Annotated in this window: 12 protein-coding genes; 4 read left to right on the top strand and 8 right to left on the bottom strand. The window is 72.9% G+C overall.

The window, feature by feature from the left end; genetic code table 11:
- From ACFRCR_RS08995 to ACFRCR_RS08965, 7 genes are all read right to left on the bottom strand, one after another.
- Positions 1 to 507 (bottom strand): N-acetylmuramic acid 6-phosphate etherase (locus ACFRCR_RS08995; protein WP_377676901.1); only part of this gene is annotated, 507 nt, incomplete at its 3' end.
- On the bottom strand, positions 504 to 1,811 hold the full coding sequence (locus tag ACFRCR_RS08990; protein ID WP_377676899.1) for an anhydro-N-acetylmuramic acid kinase: 1,308 nt from the start codon (positions 1,809 to 1,811) through the stop codon (positions 504 to 506). The genes ACFRCR_RS08995 and ACFRCR_RS08990, both read right to left, overlap by 4 nt.
- Positions 1,808 to 3,370, bottom strand: a complete 1,563-nt coding sequence (locus tag ACFRCR_RS08985) for a glycoside hydrolase family 3 N-terminal domain-containing protein (RefSeq protein WP_377676897.1) — start codon at positions 3,368 to 3,370, stop codon at positions 1,808 to 1,810. Before ACFRCR_RS08985 ends, ACFRCR_RS08990 begins: the two co-directional genes overlap by 4 nt.
- Complete coding sequence (locus tag ACFRCR_RS08980; protein ID WP_377676903.1) at positions 3,367 to 4,203, bottom strand: carbohydrate ABC transporter permease; 837 nt, start codon at positions 4,201 to 4,203, stop codon at positions 3,367 to 3,369. The genes ACFRCR_RS08985 and ACFRCR_RS08980 overlap by 4 nt, the downstream gene beginning before the upstream one ends.
- 104 nt (positions 4,204 to 4,307) lie before the next feature.
- Positions 4,308 to 5,321, bottom strand: coding sequence for a carbohydrate ABC transporter permease (locus tag ACFRCR_RS08975; protein WP_377676896.1), 1,014 nt, complete (start codon positions 5,319 to 5,321; stop codon positions 4,308 to 4,310).
- Between the two features lie 7 nt (positions 5,322 to 5,328).
- Positions 5,329 to 6,636, bottom strand: coding sequence for a sugar ABC transporter substrate-binding protein (locus ACFRCR_RS08970; RefSeq protein WP_377676895.1), 1,308 nt, complete (start codon positions 6,634 to 6,636; stop codon positions 5,329 to 5,331).
- 274 nt (positions 6,637 to 6,910) lie between these two features.
- A complete protein-coding gene (locus tag ACFRCR_RS08965) occupies positions 6,911 to 7,960 on the bottom strand; it encodes a biotin/lipoate A/B protein ligase family protein (protein WP_377676893.1) in 1,050 nt (349 codons plus the stop codon).
- Between the two features lie 297 nt (positions 7,961 to 8,257).
- On the opposite strand from ACFRCR_RS08965, the gene ACFRCR_RS08960 reads away from it, so the two are divergent.
- Genes ACFRCR_RS08960 through ACFRCR_RS08950 form a run of 3 tightly spaced genes read left to right on the top strand, consistent with a single transcriptional unit; the run spans position 8,258 to position 13,208 of the window.
- A complete protein-coding gene (locus ACFRCR_RS08960) occupies positions 8,258 to 9,460 on the top strand; it encodes an N-acetylglucosamine kinase (RefSeq protein ID WP_377676891.1) in 1,203 nt (400 codons plus the stop codon).
- A complete protein-coding gene (locus tag ACFRCR_RS08955) occupies positions 9,457 to 10,344 on the top strand; it encodes a MurR/RpiR family transcriptional regulator (RefSeq protein WP_030152170.1) in 888 nt (295 codons plus the stop codon). The genes ACFRCR_RS08960 and ACFRCR_RS08955 overlap by 4 nt, the downstream gene beginning before the upstream one ends.
- Positions 10,341 to 13,208: an FAD-binding and (Fe-S)-binding domain-containing protein gene (locus ACFRCR_RS08950; protein WP_377676889.1), complete on the top strand. Its 2,868-nt coding sequence runs from the start codon at positions 10,341 to 10,343 to the stop codon at positions 13,206 to 13,208. The genes ACFRCR_RS08955 and ACFRCR_RS08950 overlap by 4 nt, the downstream gene beginning before the upstream one ends.
- An 86-nt stretch (positions 13,209 to 13,294) precedes the next feature.
- On the opposite strand, the gene cimA is transcribed toward ACFRCR_RS08950, so the two are convergent.
- Complete coding sequence (gene cimA, locus ACFRCR_RS08945; protein WP_377676888.1) at positions 13,295 to 14,959, bottom strand: citramalate synthase; 1,665 nt, start codon at positions 14,957 to 14,959, stop codon at positions 13,295 to 13,297.
- Between the two features lie 383 nt (positions 14,960 to 15,342).
- Between cimA and ACFRCR_RS08940 the strand changes: the two genes are divergently transcribed.
- Positions 15,343 to 15,918 (top strand): DUF6069 family protein, encoded by a 576-nt coding sequence (locus tag ACFRCR_RS08940; RefSeq protein WP_377676886.1) that lies wholly within the window; start codon positions 15,343 to 15,345, stop codon positions 15,916 to 15,918.
- Positions 15,919 to 15,982: the final 64 nt, after the last annotated feature.

Here is a 15,982-nt window from a genome sequence, read left to right as displayed (position 1 = left end):
CACGTAGGGGGTGCGGCCGCTGGCCGCGAGCCCCACGACCAGGTCGCCGGCCCGGACGCCGTCGGCGTCGCGCCGTCCGAGCTCGACGTCGTCCTCGGCTCCTTCGACCGCGAGCATCATCGCGCCGGCGCCGCCCGCGAGGTGCGCCTCGAACCACTCGTCCCCCACGCCGTACGTGGGCAGGAGCTCGACCGCGTCGAGGACGCCGAGGCGCCCCGACGTGCCGGAGCCGAAGTAGTGGACCTTCCCGCCGCTGCGGAGCGCGGCCACGGCGAGGTCGACGGCCGCGGTGATGCGGTCGGCCTCGGCACGCACGGCGTCGGCGACCCCGGCGTCCTCGTCGGTGATGCGCCGTACGACCTCGGCCGTGGGCAGCAGGTCGATGTCCGTGGTGCGCGGGTTGCGGTCCTCGGTCGGCGACGCGAGCCGGAGCACCTCCTGCCAGTCGTCGTCGGAGGAGGTGAGTCCTGCCGGTCCGGCGTCCGTCGCGGGGCGTGTGTCGGTCATCGGTGCGTTCCCTTCGGCATCGGGGCGAGCCCGAACGGGGTGTTGGCCAGCACGAGCCGGCGGATGGGCCCGGTGAACGCGGGCCAGACGAGCGGGGTGGGCGGGGTGAGCGAGCCGAGGACCGCGGCACGGCGCGCCCCGGTCGAGCGGCGGCGCTGGACCCCCTTGGCGGTGCCGGCGACCCCGTGCGCCGACAGGAAGCCGAGGAGCGCGAAGAGGTACGCCTCCTTGGCGTCGATGGGCATCCCGAGCTGGTCGGCAGTGAGGAGCTCGCAGTCGCGCGGCAGGTAGGCGCGCAGTCGCGCGAGCAGCGTCGGGTTGTGCGCGCCACCGCCCGAGACGACGACGCGGCGCACCTCGCGCTGGGGTTCGGCGGCGTCGCTCGCGCTGCGTCGGTCGGCGGGGATCGACTGGGCGACCGTGAGCAGCCCTTCCGCGATGGTGACCGCGGTGAGCTCGGTGAGGGTCGCGACCAGGTCGGGTCCGGTGAGATCGGGGCGCACGGACGCGAGCTTGCGCGGCACGTACGTCGCGTCGAACAGCTCACGGCCGGTCGACTTGGGTGCCTTCGCCGCGAAGTACGGGTCGTCGAGCAGGGCGCGCAGCGCGGCCTGGTCCACGGTCCCGGCGGCGCCCAGGGCGCCGTCGCGGTCGAACGGCTCGCCCGTGAGCCGGCGGGCGGTGAGGTCGATGAGGCAGTTGCCGGGGCCGGTGTCCCACCCGGTCACGGGTGCCTCGACCTCGCCGACGAGCGTGACGTTCGCGATCCCGCCGATGTTGAGCGCTGCGCTCAGCCCGGCCGGCGCGCCGTCGGGCGACTGCGGGTCGCGGCCGAGCCACAGGGCGTCGAGGACGCTCACGAGTGGCGCGCCCTGGCCGCCTGCGGCGATGTCGGCGACGCGGAAGTCGCTGATGACGGGTCGCTTGGTGCGCTCGGCGATCCAGGCGGCGTTGCCGAGCTGGAGGCTGCCGTGCGCGCGGGCACCGACGACCCAGTGGTAGAGCGTCTGCCCGTGCGACGCGACGAGGTCGACGTCACCGCCGGCGACGTCGTCGATGGCCTGGCGTCCGGCACGGCCGAACTCCTGCCCGATGAGCGTGTCGAGCTGCGTGACCTCGCCCATGTCGACCGCGGCCGGCGGCAGCGCCTTGAGGATGCGTTCGCGCAGCGCGGCAGGCCACTCGTACTCGGTGTGCCCGAGGGGGCGCATGCGCAGGACCCCGTCGGGGCCGAGGTGGAAGTCGGCGGCGGCCGCGTCGATCGCGTCGACCGACGTGCCGGAGGACAGGCCGAGGACGATCATCGGGTCACCTCCGAGGTGAGCGCGGTCAGCTGCCCGACGGCGGCGCGCGCGTTCGCACGTCCGGTGCCGCAGGCGACGACCACGGTGGTCCGGTCCCCGAACCAGGCGGGGACGGCGTCGGGGAAGCCGGTGTGGACGGCGACAAGGTCTGGCCGGGCGGCGCGCAGGGCGTCGAGCATGCCGGCCTCGCGGCTGCCCGGGACGGGCTCGCGCGTGATGACGACCAGCGGGCGGGCGGGGGCGTCCGCCTGTCGGGCCGAGACCGCGGCGAGCACGTCCTCCCACCCGGCCTGGTCGGAGAAGGCGTGGAGGGTCGTGCCGGGGAAGGCTGCGACGAGCGCGGTCTGGACGTGCTGGGCGGTGCGCCCGGCAGCGTGGTCGAACCGCTGGCGCAGGTCGACGACGTCGGGCGCGGGGCCGGACGGGTCGAGGTGCGTGGTGGGACCGTGGACGCGCGCGGCCCGCTCTGCGGCCTCCTGCCCGACGGCGGCGAGCGCCTCGAGCGCGGCCGTCGCCTCCGCGGGGCCGCAGGTCGCGCCCGCGGACGCCTGGAGCTCGCGCACCCGGCGCACCGTGCGTGCGGTGCGGGCCGCGGACTCCTGGAGACGCTCGATCGTGACCCGGCCCTCCTCGACCGCGGCGAGGAGCGCGGACTGCGCCTGGCGGAACAGCGCCTCGTCGTCGCGGCCGACCGTCGTGCCGAGGCACAGCAGGTCCGCACCGCCCTCGACGGCCTGGACCGCGACCTCGCCGATCCCGTCGCCGCCCGTGACCGCGCCCATGTCGAGGGCGTCGGTGATGATCGGGCCCTCGAAACCGAGCTTGCGCGCCAGTGCGGCGGCAGCAGGCTCGAGCGAGACGGGTCGCGGACCGATCGCAGGGACGAGCAGGTGCGCGGTCATGATCGAGTCGATGTCGACGTCGGGCTCGAAGGCCCGCACGAAGGGCGGCAGGTCGCGCTCGCGGACCGTCTCGAGCGAGTCGTCGACCACGGGCAGCGACAGGTGGGAGTCCACGTCGGTCGCGCCGTGCCCCGGGAAGTGCTTGCCGCACGCCCCGACACCCGCCCGGTGCAGGCCCTGGACGAACGCGGCGCCGTGCCGGGACACGAGCCCGGGCGTCGCGCCGAACGCACGCACGCCCACGACGGGGTTCTCGGTCCGGGAGTTCACGTCGAGCACGGGCGCCAGGTCGAGGTCCACGCCGGTCGCCGCGAGCAGCCGTCCGAGGGCGAGCGCGACGCGCTCCGTGAGGTCCTCGTCGTCGACCGTCCCGAGGGCCGCGGCCCCCGGGATGCTCGACCCCGTGACGGCCTCGAGCCGGCTGACGTCGCCGCCCTCCTCGTCGATCGTGATCAGCAGGTCGGGCGAGACCTCGTGGAGGTGGGCCGAGAGCCTGGCGGTCGTGGCGACGTCGGGCGTGTTGTACGCGAAGTAGACGACTCCCGCGAGCCCCTCCTCGCAGGCCGCGAGGAGCCAGGCCGGGGCGTCGGTCCCCGTGAAACCGGGGAGCAGGACGCCGTTGACGGCGCGCAGCGCGTCGTGGTGCACGGTGGTCATCCCTTCACCGACCCAGCGGTCAGGCCGGAGGACAGGTTGCGCTGCACGAGGACGAAGAAGACGATCACGGGCAGCGTGATGAGGGTCGAGGCGGCCATGACGGCGCCCCAGTCGGTCGTGTTCTCGCCGAAGAACTTCTGCAGGCCGATGGGCACGGTGTACTTGGCCGACTGCTGCAGGAACGTCAGGGCGAAGATGAACTCGTTCCACGCGGTGATGAACGAGAAGACGCTCGTGGCGACCACGCCGGGGGCGACGAGCGGCAGCAGGATCTTCCAGAACATGCGGCCCCACGAGGCGCCGTCGAGGTACGCGGCCTCCTCGAGCTCGACCGGGACGGCCGCGACGAAGCCACGCAGCATCCAGATCGCGAAGGACAGCGAGAAGGCGATGTAGACGATCGTCAGACCCAGGAGCGAGTTGAGCATGCCGAGCGTGCGCATCTGGAGGAACAGCGGGATGACGAGCGCCTCGAGGGGCACCATCTGCACCATGAGGACGAGCACGAGGATCGACTTGCGGAAGCGGAACGTGAAGCGGCTCACGGCCACCGCGGCGAGCAGCGCGAGCACCGACGAGAACACGACCGCGCCGATCGCGACGACGATCGAGTTGCGCAGGTAGTGGCCGAACCCGCCGTCGTCGATCACGGTCACGAAGTTGTCCCACGTGACCCCGGCGGGCAGGATCCGCGCGCCACGCGTCGCGGCCTCGGGGTCGATCGCCGAGGAGAACATCCAGTACGCGGGGAACAGCGCGAAGGCGAGCAGCGCGACGATGCCGACGACCTTGCCCACGGTGGGCAGGGGACGCTTGCGCGCCTTGACCCGCAGGACCTGCGGGGCGCGCGGGGCGCTTCCGTCGATCGATGCGGGCTCCGTGCGACCCGTGCGGCCGGCCGTGGGCGGGGTGCTGGACGGGGTACCGGTCAGGGCGCTCACAGCTCCTCCTCCTTGAACAGGGTGCGCATGTACACGACGGTGATCCCGAGCAGGATCAGGGTGAGCAGCACGGCGATCGCCGAGCCCATCCCGTACTTGCCCTGCGCGAAGGACTGGATGTACGACCACACGCCGAGGTTGAAGACCTCCTTGTTGCCGCCGTTGCCGCCGGGCATCAGGTAGATCTGCGTGAAGACCTTGAAGTCCCAGATGGTCGACAGGATCGTCACGACCGCGAAGACGGGGCGCAGGATCGGCGCGGTGATGGTCCAGAACCGGCGCCAGGGCGTGGCGCCGTCCATCATCGCGGCCTCGTGCAGCTCCTTGGGGATCGTCAGGAGGCCCGCGAGGACCGTGATCGCGACGAAGGGGAATCCGTGGTGCACGACGTTGAGGGTCGCGATCGCGTAGAAGCTCAGACGCTCGGTGAACCAGTTCGTGGTCGCCGGGTCGATGAGCCCGACCGAGTCGAGCACCGAGGAGACCAGACCGTTGAGCGGGTCGAAGATCCAGATCCACACGTACGTGCCGGTGATGGCCGGGACGGCCCAGGCGACCATGATCGCCGTCGAGCAGACCGTGCGCCAGAGCGTCCCGAGGTTGTTGAGGAACAGCGCGACGGCCGTGCCCAGGACCACCGTCAGGACCACGCACGCGACCGCGAAGCCGATCGTGTTGGGCAGGACGACGGTCCACAGGAACGAGTCGCCGAAGATCGCGGCGTAGTTATCGAAGCCGATGTAGTTCGACTCGCCCGAGGCGATCTGCCGCAGGCCGTAGTCCTGCAGCGAGATCATCACGACGCGGGCCAGAGGCCACAGGAGCAGGACGCCGAGGACGCCGAGCGCGGGGGCCAGGAGCAGCCAGGGACGCAACGGCGACTTGTGGCCGAGCACTTGCATGCCACGTCGGCCGACGCCGCGGCGCGGGCTGGAGGAGGGGGCCGGGGCCGGGGCCCGGCGCGTCAGCTGGTCGGCCGACGCGCCGGGAACCTGGTGCAGATCTGCCATGGGCTCGTCAGGACCCGAAGGACTCGTTCATGTCGGCGGCCGCGGTGTCGGCGGCCTCCTGCACCGTGGCGCTGCCCGAGAGGATCGACTGCAGCATCGTCTCGACCGTCTTCTTGCCCTGGATCTGGCCGTAGAGCGGCGTCACCGGGACCGAGGCGCCGGCCTCGACCATCTGCTGGGCGAACGGCGCGACGAGCGGGTCGTTCTCCTCGATGACCTTCTCGAGGAGCGAGGTCTGGCCGGGGAAGTAGCCGGACTGGTTGCCCCACTCCTGCGCGAACTTGCCGGTCGTCATCATCTCGACGAACTCCCACGCGAGGTCCTGCTTCTCGCTGGCCGCGAAGACACCCAGGTGCGACCCGCCCAGGAACGAGTCCGACAGGCCGTCGGTCTCGCCCGGGATGGGGAACGCGCCGATCTTGTCGGCCATGTCCGGGACGTCCGTGAGGATCTTGCCCGGGGTCCAGCTGCCGGAGATCATCATGCCGACGTTGCCCTGCTCGAAGTTCGACAGGAGGTCGGTCTCCTTCCAGGTCGTCGCCGCCGCGGTCGACAGGCCCGCGTCGGTCGCGAGACCCGTGTAGAACTCGAGACCCTTGACGGAGTCCGCGGAGTTGATCTCGGACTTCCAGGTGTCGCCGTCCTTGACGGCCAGGTCGCCGCCCGCACCCCAGATGAAGGGCATGGCGCCGTACTGGGAGTCACCGGCGATCGGGAAGGGGATGAGGCCCGGGTTCGCGGCCTTGAGCGTCTCGGCCGCGGCCTGGAGCTCGGCCCACGTCGTCGGGATCGCGATGCCGGCCGCCTCGAAGAGGTCCTTGCGGTAGATGACCGAGCGCACCCCGGCGTACCAGGGCATGCCGTACTGCGCGTCGTCGAGCGTCGCGGACTCGACGAGCCCGGGGACGAGGTCCTCCTCGAGGCCCGCGTCCTTGATCCGGTCGGTCAGGTCGGACAGGGCACCGACGTCGGCGAACTCACCGGTCCAGGTGGTGCCGAGCTCGGCGACGTCGGGCGTGGTGTTGCCCGCGATGGAGGTCGTGAACTTGTCGTGGGCGCTGGCCCACGGCTGGAACTCGATCTGGAGGTCGGCGCCGGTCTCTTCCTTGAACGCGGTGGTGACCTCGTCGAAGAAGGCGTCCCCGTCGGGGTTGGTGCCTTCCATGATCCAGACGGTGAGGGTCTCGCCGGTGTGGTCGGCGGAGGCTGCGTCCCCCGTGGCCTCGCCGCCGCTGTTGTCCCCACCGCCACACGCGGTGAGGCCGAGCGCCAGGAGGAGGGTGCCCGTGACGGCCACCGTGCTGCGTCGCTGCATGCCGTGACTTCCTTTCTGGTCGGCTGCCGCGTCGCGGCCAGCCGTTCGTCCCTGCGGACCTGATCGTTCGTGGGGGCGCCGGATCGTCGGCACCCTTCGACTCTGAAACAAACTTACATCAGGTTGGGTGTTCGTGAAGATTACCGCCAACGACGGGCAGAGGGAAGCCGGTCGCGAAGTTGTGACCAGTTGGTGACCTCGGCGACCTGACGGCGCGAGCCCCGGCGGCGGTCGGGCGCGTGACCGCGTCCCGACCGCGACCCGGGCCACCGCGTCACGGCACGCGCGCGGTCCACTCCTCGGTCCCGAACTTCGTGCGCACGAGCTCCTCGGCCTGTGCGCGCTCGTCGGCGGTCACCGCGCCGTCGACCGTGCGGTACCGCGACCGGAAGTGCGCCTTGAAGGCCTCGATGACCTCCCCGCGCGCCATGCCGGTCTGCGAGCGCACGGGGTCGACGCGCTTGTTGGCGCTCTTGGTCCCCTTGTCGCTCATCTTCTCGCGACCGATGCGCAGGACCTCGAGCATCTTGTCGGCGTCGATGTCGTAGGCCATGGTCACGTGGTGCAGCACCGCTCCCCCGCGCAGGCGCTTCTGCGCGGCGCCCGCGATCTTGCCCGCGGGGGACGCGATGTCGTTGAGCGGCTTGTAGGTGGCGTTCACACCCACGTCGGCGAGCGCCCCCAGCACCCAGTCGTCGAGGAACGCGTACGAGCGCTCGAAGCTCAGGCCCTCGACGAGCGAGGCCGGGACGGTCAACGAGTACGTGATGGTGTTGCCGGGCTCGACGAACATGGCGCCTCCACCCGAGATCCGGCGGACCACGGTGATGCCGTGCTTCGCGGCCCCCTCGGGGTCGACCTCGTTCTTGAGCGACTGGAACGACCCGATGATGACGGCGGGCGCTCCCCATTCCCAGATGCGCAGCGTGGGACCGCGCCGGCCGGCGTCGAGCTCCTCGGTGAGGACCTGGTCGAGCGCGAGGTGCATCGCGGGCTGCTCGGGCCCCTCGTGGATGATCTCGAAGACGTGGTCGTCCCAGCCGGTCGCGTGACCGAGCGCGCGGCGCACGGCGATCGCGACGGCCTCGGGCGAGAACCCGACCATCGTGATGTCGTCGGTCAGCACGGCCTCGATCGCACGCGTCAGGTCGGCGACGGTCGACGTCTCGGGCAGCCCGGTCAGGGCGGCGTTGATGTCGTCGAGCGCGTCGTCGGGCTCGAGGAAGAAGTCTCCGCTCAGCGCGACGCGGGACAGCCTCCCCTCGTCGGTCTCGACGTCGACCGCCACGAGCTTGCCACCGGGAACCTTGTACTCGCCTCTCATGGGCTCCACGGTACGTGCCCCTGGACGTGAGTCAGCGCTCCACGGGTCGCCCGCACCGCCGGACACCCGGTGACCTGGGCCACACGGAGGAGTAGCCTCCAAGCAGCAGGGCGTCAGGCCCCGGGCGAGGCCCCGGCACAGGGTCTGGTCCGAGGTCCGTCGAGGACCCGGTCGAGGACCCGGTCGAGGACCCTGGCCGACGGCGCCGCGAGAGTCCCGCGCACAGGGCCGGGTGAACCCCGTGGCACTTTTCTCCGCAAGGTGGCGCCATTGTGAAACTTCATGCCACAATGAGGCGTGACCAGCACGCAGGACCTCGACCCCGCCCGCCCGGAGGCCCGTGCAGACGTCCCGACGCCACCGACGGGCTCCCCCCGCTGGATCGTCGCGATCGACGTCGGCGGGAGCGGCAGCCGCCTCGTCGCGGCAAGGCTCGACAGCGATCCCAGCAGCGATGCCGACCTCGACCCCGAGGCGCACCACACAACCCTCACCGGACGTCCGGTCGCGATCGGACCCGACGGCAGCGACGTCGCCGAGGTCGTGCACGACCTGGGCGCAGCCTTCGTCGCGGCCTGGACCGAGACCCACGGCGAGCCCCCCGTGGTCGCCTCCGCCGCGGTCGGCGCGACGGGCGTCGCGACCCTCGTCCCGGACCCGACCGCCGTCCACGACGCGCTCCGCGCGAGCCTCTGCGCCGAACGCACCGCGGTCGCGGCCGACGCCGTGACCGCCCACCTCGGCGCGCTCGGCGGCCGGGCCGGGGCAGTCGTCGCGGTCGGCACGGGCACCATCGCCCTGGGCACGGACCTCGCCGGGACCTGGCAGCGCGTCGACGGGTGGGGACACCTCCTCGGCGACCTCGGCTCGGCGTCGTGGATCGGCGCCCACGGGCTGCGGGCCGCGCTCGCCGCGCACGACGGCCGTTCGACGGGCGGCTCGCGCCCGCTGCTCGCCGCCGCCACGGCGCGGTTCGGCCCCGCCCCGACCTGGCCCGCCCAGCTCTACACGCGCCCCGACCGCGCCCAGGTCCTCGGGTCGTTCACGCCCGACGTCGCGGCGGCCGCCGCGGCGGGCGACCCGGCGGCCGTGCAGATCCTCACCGAGGCCGGCCGGCACCTGGCCGAGTCGCTCGCGGCCGCCCTCGTGCCCGGGCTGCCGCCGCTCGCCGCCGCGACGGGTGGCGTCCTGGCAGCAGGCCCGTCGCTGACGGGTGCGCTCGCGCGCCGCTTCGCCGCGCTGCGCCCCGATGCCGAGCTCGTCCCCTCCGCGGGCACCCCGCTCGACGGCGCGCTGCACCTGGCCCGGCTGCTCGCCGAGAGCGCCCAGAGCACGGGGGCCGCCGGGCGCACCGGTGGCACCGCCGCGCTCGTCGCGCACGAGCCGTGGCTGAGCCTCGGGGGCTCTCCCCCGAACCCCGCACCCACCACCGGCGCCCGCCCCCGAAGCGACGACCCCACCGCCGGCCACCCCGCACCGATCACAGGAGATCCGACATGACAGGTGATGGACTCGTCCGCATCCGGCAGGCCCTGCCGACCCTCCGCCCGGCCGAGGCCCGGATCGCGGAGGCCGTGCTCGCGGACCCGACCGCCGTCGTCGGGTCCACGATCAACGAGCTCGCGGCGCGAGCGGGCGCCTCCCAGGCGACGGTCGTGCGGTTCTGCCGGGCGATCGGCTACGCGGGGTACCCCGAGTTCCGCATCGACCTCGCTCAGGCCACGTCGCGCCGCGAGATGGAGCTCGAGCGCTCGAACGTCGCGCACGGCGAGATCAACGAGACGGACACGGCCGAGGACGTCGTCGCGAAGATCGCGTTCCACGAGGCGCGGACGATCGAGGAGACCGCGCGCATGCTCGACCTCGGCGCGCTCGAGCAGGTCGCGGCGGCCGTCGCGGCCGCGCCCCGGGTCGACGTGTTCGGCGTCGGGTCGAGCCAGCTCACCGGGCAGGACCTCGCGCAGAAGCTCCAGCGCATCGGGCTCGTGTGCTTCGCCGCGCCCGACCCGCACCTCCAGCTCCAGTCCGCGGCGCTCCTGCGCCCGGGCGCGGTCGCGATCGGGATCTCGCACAGCGGGCAGACGGTCGAGACCAACCATGCGCTCGGCATCGCACAGGCGCGCGGCGCGACGACCGTCGCGATCACCAACTTCCCCGAGTCCCCCCTGGGGCAGGAGGCCGGCATCGTCCTGGGCACCACGGCGCGCGAGACGCAGTTCCGCTCGGGCGCCCTGTCGAGCCGCATCGCACAGCTCGCGGTCGTCGACTTCCTGTTCGTCCGCGTGGCCCAGCGCCTGTACGAGCAGACCAGCGCCAACCTCAAGGCGACCTACGACGCGGTCCAGCCCCACCGGCTCGACGGGGAACGCAAGGCCCGGGCATGAGCGTCTCCGCCGCGACGACGCGGGCCCTCGAGATCCGGACCGACCTCCTGACGCGGGTCGCCCAGGCGCACGACGCGTCGCACTATCTGCTGCGCCCCGAGGCGGTGGCCCGCGCCCAGGACGTGCCCGACGTCGTCGCCGCCTTCGCCGAGGCCCGTCACCGCGGGCTCTCGGTCACGTTCCGCTCGGGCGGGACGAGCCTGTCGGGACAGGCGTCGGGCGCGGGCCTGCTCGTGGACACGCGCACGCGCTTCACGCGCGTCGAGGTGCTCGACGACGGCGCCCGCGTGCGCTGCCAGCCCGGCGTGACGCTGCGCTCGGTCAACGGGCGGCTCCTGCGCCACGGGCGGCGGCTCGGCCCCGACCCGGCGAGCGAGATCGCGTGCACGATCGGCGGGGTCGTCGCCAACAACTCCTCGGGCATGGCCTGCGGGACGGTCGACACCGCGTACCGCACGATCGAGTCGATGACCCTGGTCCTGCCCAGCGGGACCGTGCTCGACACGGGCGCCCCGGACGCGGACGAGCGGCTGCGGGCCCTCGAGCCGGCGCTGCACCAAGGCCTGGCCGAGCTGCGCGACCGGGTACGCGCGAGCGCGTCGATGCGGGCCACGATCGCGCACCAGTACTCCATGAAGAACACCATGGGCTACGGGGTCAACGCGTTCGTGGACCACGACTCCCCCGTCAAGATCCTGGAGCACCTGGTCGTCGGGTCGGAGGGGACGCTCGCGTTCGTGGCGGACGTGACGTTCCGGACCGTGCCGCTGCTGCCCGCGGCCTCGACCGCCCTCCTGGTCTTCGACGCGCTCGAGCGCGCGACCGACGCCCTGGCGAGCATCACCGCCTCGGGCGCGCGCGCGATCGAGCTGCTCGACGCGGCCTCGCTCCGTGTCGCGGCCGCGGACCGGCTGGCCGACGCGTCGATGCGGGCCTTCGCGGCCGCGACGACCCAGACGGCCCTGCTCGTCGAGTACCAGGCCACGTCCCCCGACGCGCTCGAGCCGTTCGAGGAGGCCGCCCGCCGCGTCATCGACGACCTCGCCCTCGCGACACCTGCCGGGCTCACGCGCGACCCCGCGGCCCGCGGGCGCCTGTGGCGTGTGCGCAAGGGCCTGTACACCGCGGTGGCCGGGGCTCGCGCACCCGGCAGCACCGCTCTGCTGGAGGACCTGGTCGTCCCGGTCCCCGACCTCACCGCGACGGTCGGCGACCTGGGTGGGCTCTTCGCGCGGCACGGCTACGACGACGCCGTGACGTTCGGGCACGCCAAGGACGGCAACCTGCACTTCATGATCACCCCACGCCTGTCCGACGACGGCGAGCTCGACCGGTTCGCGGCCTTCACCGAGGACATGGTGACCCTGGTGCTCGACCGTGGCGGCTCGCTCAAGGCCGAGCACGGCACGGGCCGCATCATGGCGCCGTTCGTCCGTCGGCAGTTCGGGGACGACCTGTACGCCGTGATGCGCGAGGTCAAGGCGCTGTGCGACCCGACCGGACTGCTCAACCCGGGCGTGCTCCTCACGGACGACGACGAGGCGCACCTGGCCCACCTCAAGCTCGTGCCGCCCGTCGGGGAACCGGCAGCGGGAGAACTCGCCGAGGTCGTGGACCGGTGCGTCGAGTGCGGTTACTGCGAGCCCGCATGCCCGTCGCGGACCGTCACGACGACCCCGCGCCAGCGCATCGCGCTGCTGCGCGAGATGGTCACGGCTGACCCGTCCGAGCTCGCGGAGCTCGAGCGCGCCTACGAGTACTCGGCCGTCGACACGTGCGCCGTGGACTCGCTGTGCGTGACCGCCTGCCCGGTCGGGATCGACACGGGCAAGGTCATGAAGGTCCGGCGCGCGCAGCGCCACGGGGCCGTCGTCCAGCGTGCCGGGCGCACGGCGGCCGAGCACTGGGGCGGCGCGGTCACCGGCCTGCGCGGGGCGCTCGGGGTCGTCGACCGCCTGCCCACCCCGCTCGTGACCGCGGCCTCGAAGGTCGGGCGCGCCGTGCTGGGTGCGGACGTCGTGCCGCTCGTCGGGTCGGACCTGCCCGGGCCGGGACCTCGTCGCGTGGCGTCGGCCGGGACCGTGGCGGACGCGTCGGTCGTCTTCTTCCAGTCGTGCATGGGCTCGCTCTTCTCCCCTGCCGAGGCCTCCCCCAGCCCGGGCGGCGTGGGCCCGGCGTTCCTCGCGCTGTGCGAGCGCGCCGGGATCACGGTCGCGGTCCCCGCGGGGATCGCGGGCCTGTGCTGCGGCACGCCCTGGGTCTCCAAGGGGCTGACCGACGGCGCCGCCGCGATGGCCGAGCGGACCTTCGACGCGCTCTGGGCCGCGACCGACGGTGGCCGCCTGCCCGTCGTCTCGGACGCGTCGAGCTGCACGCACGGGCTCGAGGGGGTCGGGTCCCACCTGGCCGGCGAGGCGCGCGAGCGGTTCGAACGGCTGCGCGTCCTGGACGCCGTGACGTTCGTGCGCAGCGACGTCCTGCCCGCGCTCGAGGCGAGCGGCCGCTCCCCCCGGGCCGCCGGGACGACGCTGGGCTCGCTCGTCCTGCACCCCACGTGCTCGTCGATCCACCTGGGGGTCGTCGGCGACCTCGAGGCGGTCGCCCGCGCGGTGGCCGACGACGTCGTGCTCCCCCTCGACGCGGGGTGCTGCGGGTTCGCCGGCGACCGCGGGATGCTCCACCCCGAGCTCACCGCCGCGGCGACGCGCGACGAGGCCGCCGAGGTCGCGGCACACGCACGCGACCACGGCACCCCGGACGCGTACGCGTCGAGCAACCGGACCTGCGAGATGGGCCTGAGCCGGGCGACGGGGCAGGACTACGTGCACGTCGTCGAGCTGCTCGAGGCGGCCACCCGTCCCTGACGGGTCCGGCACCCGGACGTGTCAGAGGGAGCGTGACCCGGAGGTCACGCTCCCGACACGTGGGTGCAGGTGCGCGGGGCGGGGGCTCAGCGCGGCTGCACGCCCGCGTGGATCAGCCCGTAGATCGCGGAGTCCGTCAGCGCCTCCCAGGCCGCCTCGATGAGGTTCGGCCCGACGCCCACCGTCGACCAGGACGTCGCCCCGTCGGTCATCTCGATGAGGACGCGCGTGATGGCGTCCGTGCCCTGCTCGGTGTCGAGGATGCGGACCTTGAAGTCGATCAGCTCGAACGCCTCGATCTCCGGGTACACGCGCCGCAGCGCGAGGCGCAGCGCGTGGTCGAGCGCGTTCACCGGTCCGTTGCCCTCGCCCGTCTTGACGATGCGCTTGCCTCCGGCGTGCAGCTTGACGGTCGCCTCCGCCGTCGCCTCGGTGCCGCGTCCCCCGGCCCGCTCGACGATCGTGCGCCAGCTCTCGACCCGGAAGAACTGCGGCCGCTCGCCCGCGATCTCCTCGCGCAGCAGCAGCTCGAACGAGGCGTCTGCCGCGTCGTAGGTGTACCCGCGGGCCTCGGCCTCCTTGACGCGGTGCGTCACGCGCGAGAGCACGTCGGCCTGGTCGGAGAGGTCGAAGCCCATCTCGCGGCCCTTGAGCTCGATCGACGCGCGGCCCGCCATGTCCGAGATGAGCATGCGCATGTCGTTGCCGACGAGCGTGGGCTCGATGTGCTGGTAGAGGTCCGGGTCGACCTTGATCGCCGAGGCGTGCAGCCCGGCCTTGTGCGCGAACGCGCTGGCCCCGACGTACGGCTGGCGCGCGTAGGGCGAGATGTTGGTGATCTCGCTGATCGCGTGCGCGATGCGCGTGGTCTCCTGCAGGCCACCGTCGACGAGCAGGCTCCGGCCGTGCTTGAGCTCGAGGTTCGCGACAACCGTGATGAGGTCCGCGTTCCCGGTGCGCTCGCCGTAGCCGTTGACGGTCCCCTGGACGTGCGCGGCGCCGGCGGCCACGGCCGCGAGCGAGTTCGCGACCGCGCAGCCCGAGTCGTTGTGCGCGTGCATCCCGAGCAGCGGGTCGCCGGCCTGGGCGTGGAGGCCGTGCGGGATCCCGACGGAGTCACGCAGCTCCGTGACGATCTCGCCGACCCACTCGGGCAGCATGCCGCCGTTGGTGTCGCACAGCGCGACGACCTCGGCCCCCGCCGCGAACGCGGCCTCGACCGCCGCGCGCGAGTAGGCGGGGTCGAACCGGTAGCCGTCGAAGAAGTGCTCGGCGTCCAGGACGACCCGGCGCCCCTCGGCCACGAGGAACGTGACGGTGTCGGTGATCATGGCGAGGTTCTCGGCGCCGGTGGTCCGCAGCGCACGCTCGGCGTGGCGGAGGTCGGACTTGGCGACGAGCGTGATCACCGGCGCCTGCGACGCGACGAGCGCGCGCACCTGCTGGTCGTCGGCGGCCTTGATCCCGGCCTTGCGGGTCGCGCCGAACGCCGCGAGGACCGCGTTCTTGAGCGTGAGCTCCTTCGCGGCACGGGAGAAGAAGTCGGTGTCCTTGGGGATGGCCCCGGGCCAGCCGCCCTCGATGAACCCGACGCCCAGCTCGTCCAGGAGCGGGGCGATCGCGAGCTTGTCGGCGACCGAGAGGTTCATGCCCTCCTGCTGCGCGCCGTCGCGCAGGGTCGTGTCGTAGACGTGGAACGTCGAGGATGCGCTCGCTGTGGCAGGAGCTACGGGGTTCACCTGGGAAGTCATCGTGCCGCTCTCTGGGGAGATCTCGGGGTCCAGCGGTGCCGCCTGGGCGAGACCACTCTAGGTGGATCGGGCGATCCGCTTCCGCGCTCGCCGGGGGTTCCTCGGTCCCACGCGCCGGGCGGTCGCTCTCGTGAAGCTCGTGCCCGGCGCTTCGATGCCTGACCGGGGTGGTGTCAGGCAACAAAAAAACCCCCCGAGGGTGCGGGAGGTTTGCGCGTCCGGTGTGGTGGCCGGGCGCGCTACTCGATAATGAGGTGGGAGACGAGGTGTGTCACAGGACACATGCTGCCACAGCAGCCGCCAGGATGTAACGGTGTCCACGGACTGAGCACGCCAACCAGCGAGCGCCCGGAACGACAGCCTGCAACGACAGGAGACGCATCATGAGCGACCCGAACTTCCCGCCCCGCGGCAACGTCCCGCCCGGCTCCCCCGGCCATCCCCAGGGGGTCCCGCCGGCCATCCCGCCCACGGTCCCGCCCGACCCGCACGCCGACTTCCCTGCGCCCCACGAGCCCGTGAACCCCGCGGACCCCCGCCTCGCGGTCGAGGTCGGCCGCTTCTGGGCGGGAGCTGCCGCCACGGCGCTGGTGGCCGCGCTCATCGGCCTCGTGGCCGTGATCATCCTCGAACGGATCTTCTCGTTCACGCTCGTGCCGCCGCCGGACATCTTCTCGACCGCCTCGCACCAGGCCGCGTTCGCGATCGACGGGGCGATCCTGGCCCTGCTCGCGGCGGGGCTGCTGCACGTGCTGATCCTCACGACGCCGCGCCCGCGGGCGTTCTTCGGCTGGATCATGGCGCTCGTGATCGTCGTCATCACGGCGCTGCCGTTCGCCTGGACCACGGACACGACGTCGGCCGTGCTGTCCGGGCTCGTGAACCTGCTCATCGGGGTCGCCGTGTGGTCGCTGCTCGCAGGCGTCGCAGGCCGGACGATCGTGCGCCGGGCGGTCTGAGACCCACCAACACGCCGAGTGCGGAGCAGCTGTCGTCGATCGAGCCGATCGACGACAGCTGCTC

The sequence above is a fragment of the Oerskovia sp. NPDC056781 genome, from assembly GCF_042789955.1.
GTDB lineage: Bacteria > Actinomycetota > Actinomycetes > Actinomycetales > Cellulomonadaceae > Oerskovia > Oerskovia rustica.
Note: the sequence above shows the minus strand (reverse complement) of the source record. Positions and strands in the feature narration are given on the sequence as shown.

Coding starts and splice junctions, on each gene's coding strand:
- ACFRCR_RS08990 (WP_377676899.1), bottom strand. CDS start 1,811: ATGATCGTCCTCGGCCTGTCCTCCGGCACGTCGGTCGACGCGATCGAC.
- ACFRCR_RS08985 (WP_377676897.1), bottom strand. CDS start 3,370: ATGACCACCGTGCACCACGACGCGCTGCGCGCCGTCAACGGCGTCCTG.
- ACFRCR_RS08975 (WP_377676896.1), bottom strand. CDS start 5,321: ATGGCAGATCTGCACCAGGTTCCCGGCGCGTCGGCCGACCAGCTGACG.
- ACFRCR_RS08970 (WP_377676895.1), bottom strand. CDS start 6,636: ATGCAGCGACGCAGCACGGTGGCCGTCACGGGCACCCTCCTCCTGGCG.
- ACFRCR_RS08965 (WP_377676893.1), bottom strand. CDS start 7,960: ATGAGAGGCGAGTACAAGGTTCCCGGTGGCAAGCTCGTGGCGGTCGAC.
- ACFRCR_RS08955 (WP_030152170.1), top strand. CDS start 9,457: ATGACAGGTGATGGACTCGTCCGCATCCGGCAGGCCCTGCCGACCCTC.
- ACFRCR_RS08950 (WP_377676889.1), top strand. CDS start 10,341: ATGAGCGTCTCCGCCGCGACGACGCGGGCCCTCGAGATCCGGACCGAC.
- cimA (WP_377676888.1), bottom strand. CDS start 14,959: ATGACTTCCCAGGTGAACCCCGTAGCTCCTGCCACAGCGAGCGCATCC.
- ACFRCR_RS08940 (WP_377676886.1), top strand. CDS start 15,343: ATGAGCGACCCGAACTTCCCGCCCCGCGGCAACGTCCCGCCCGGCTCC.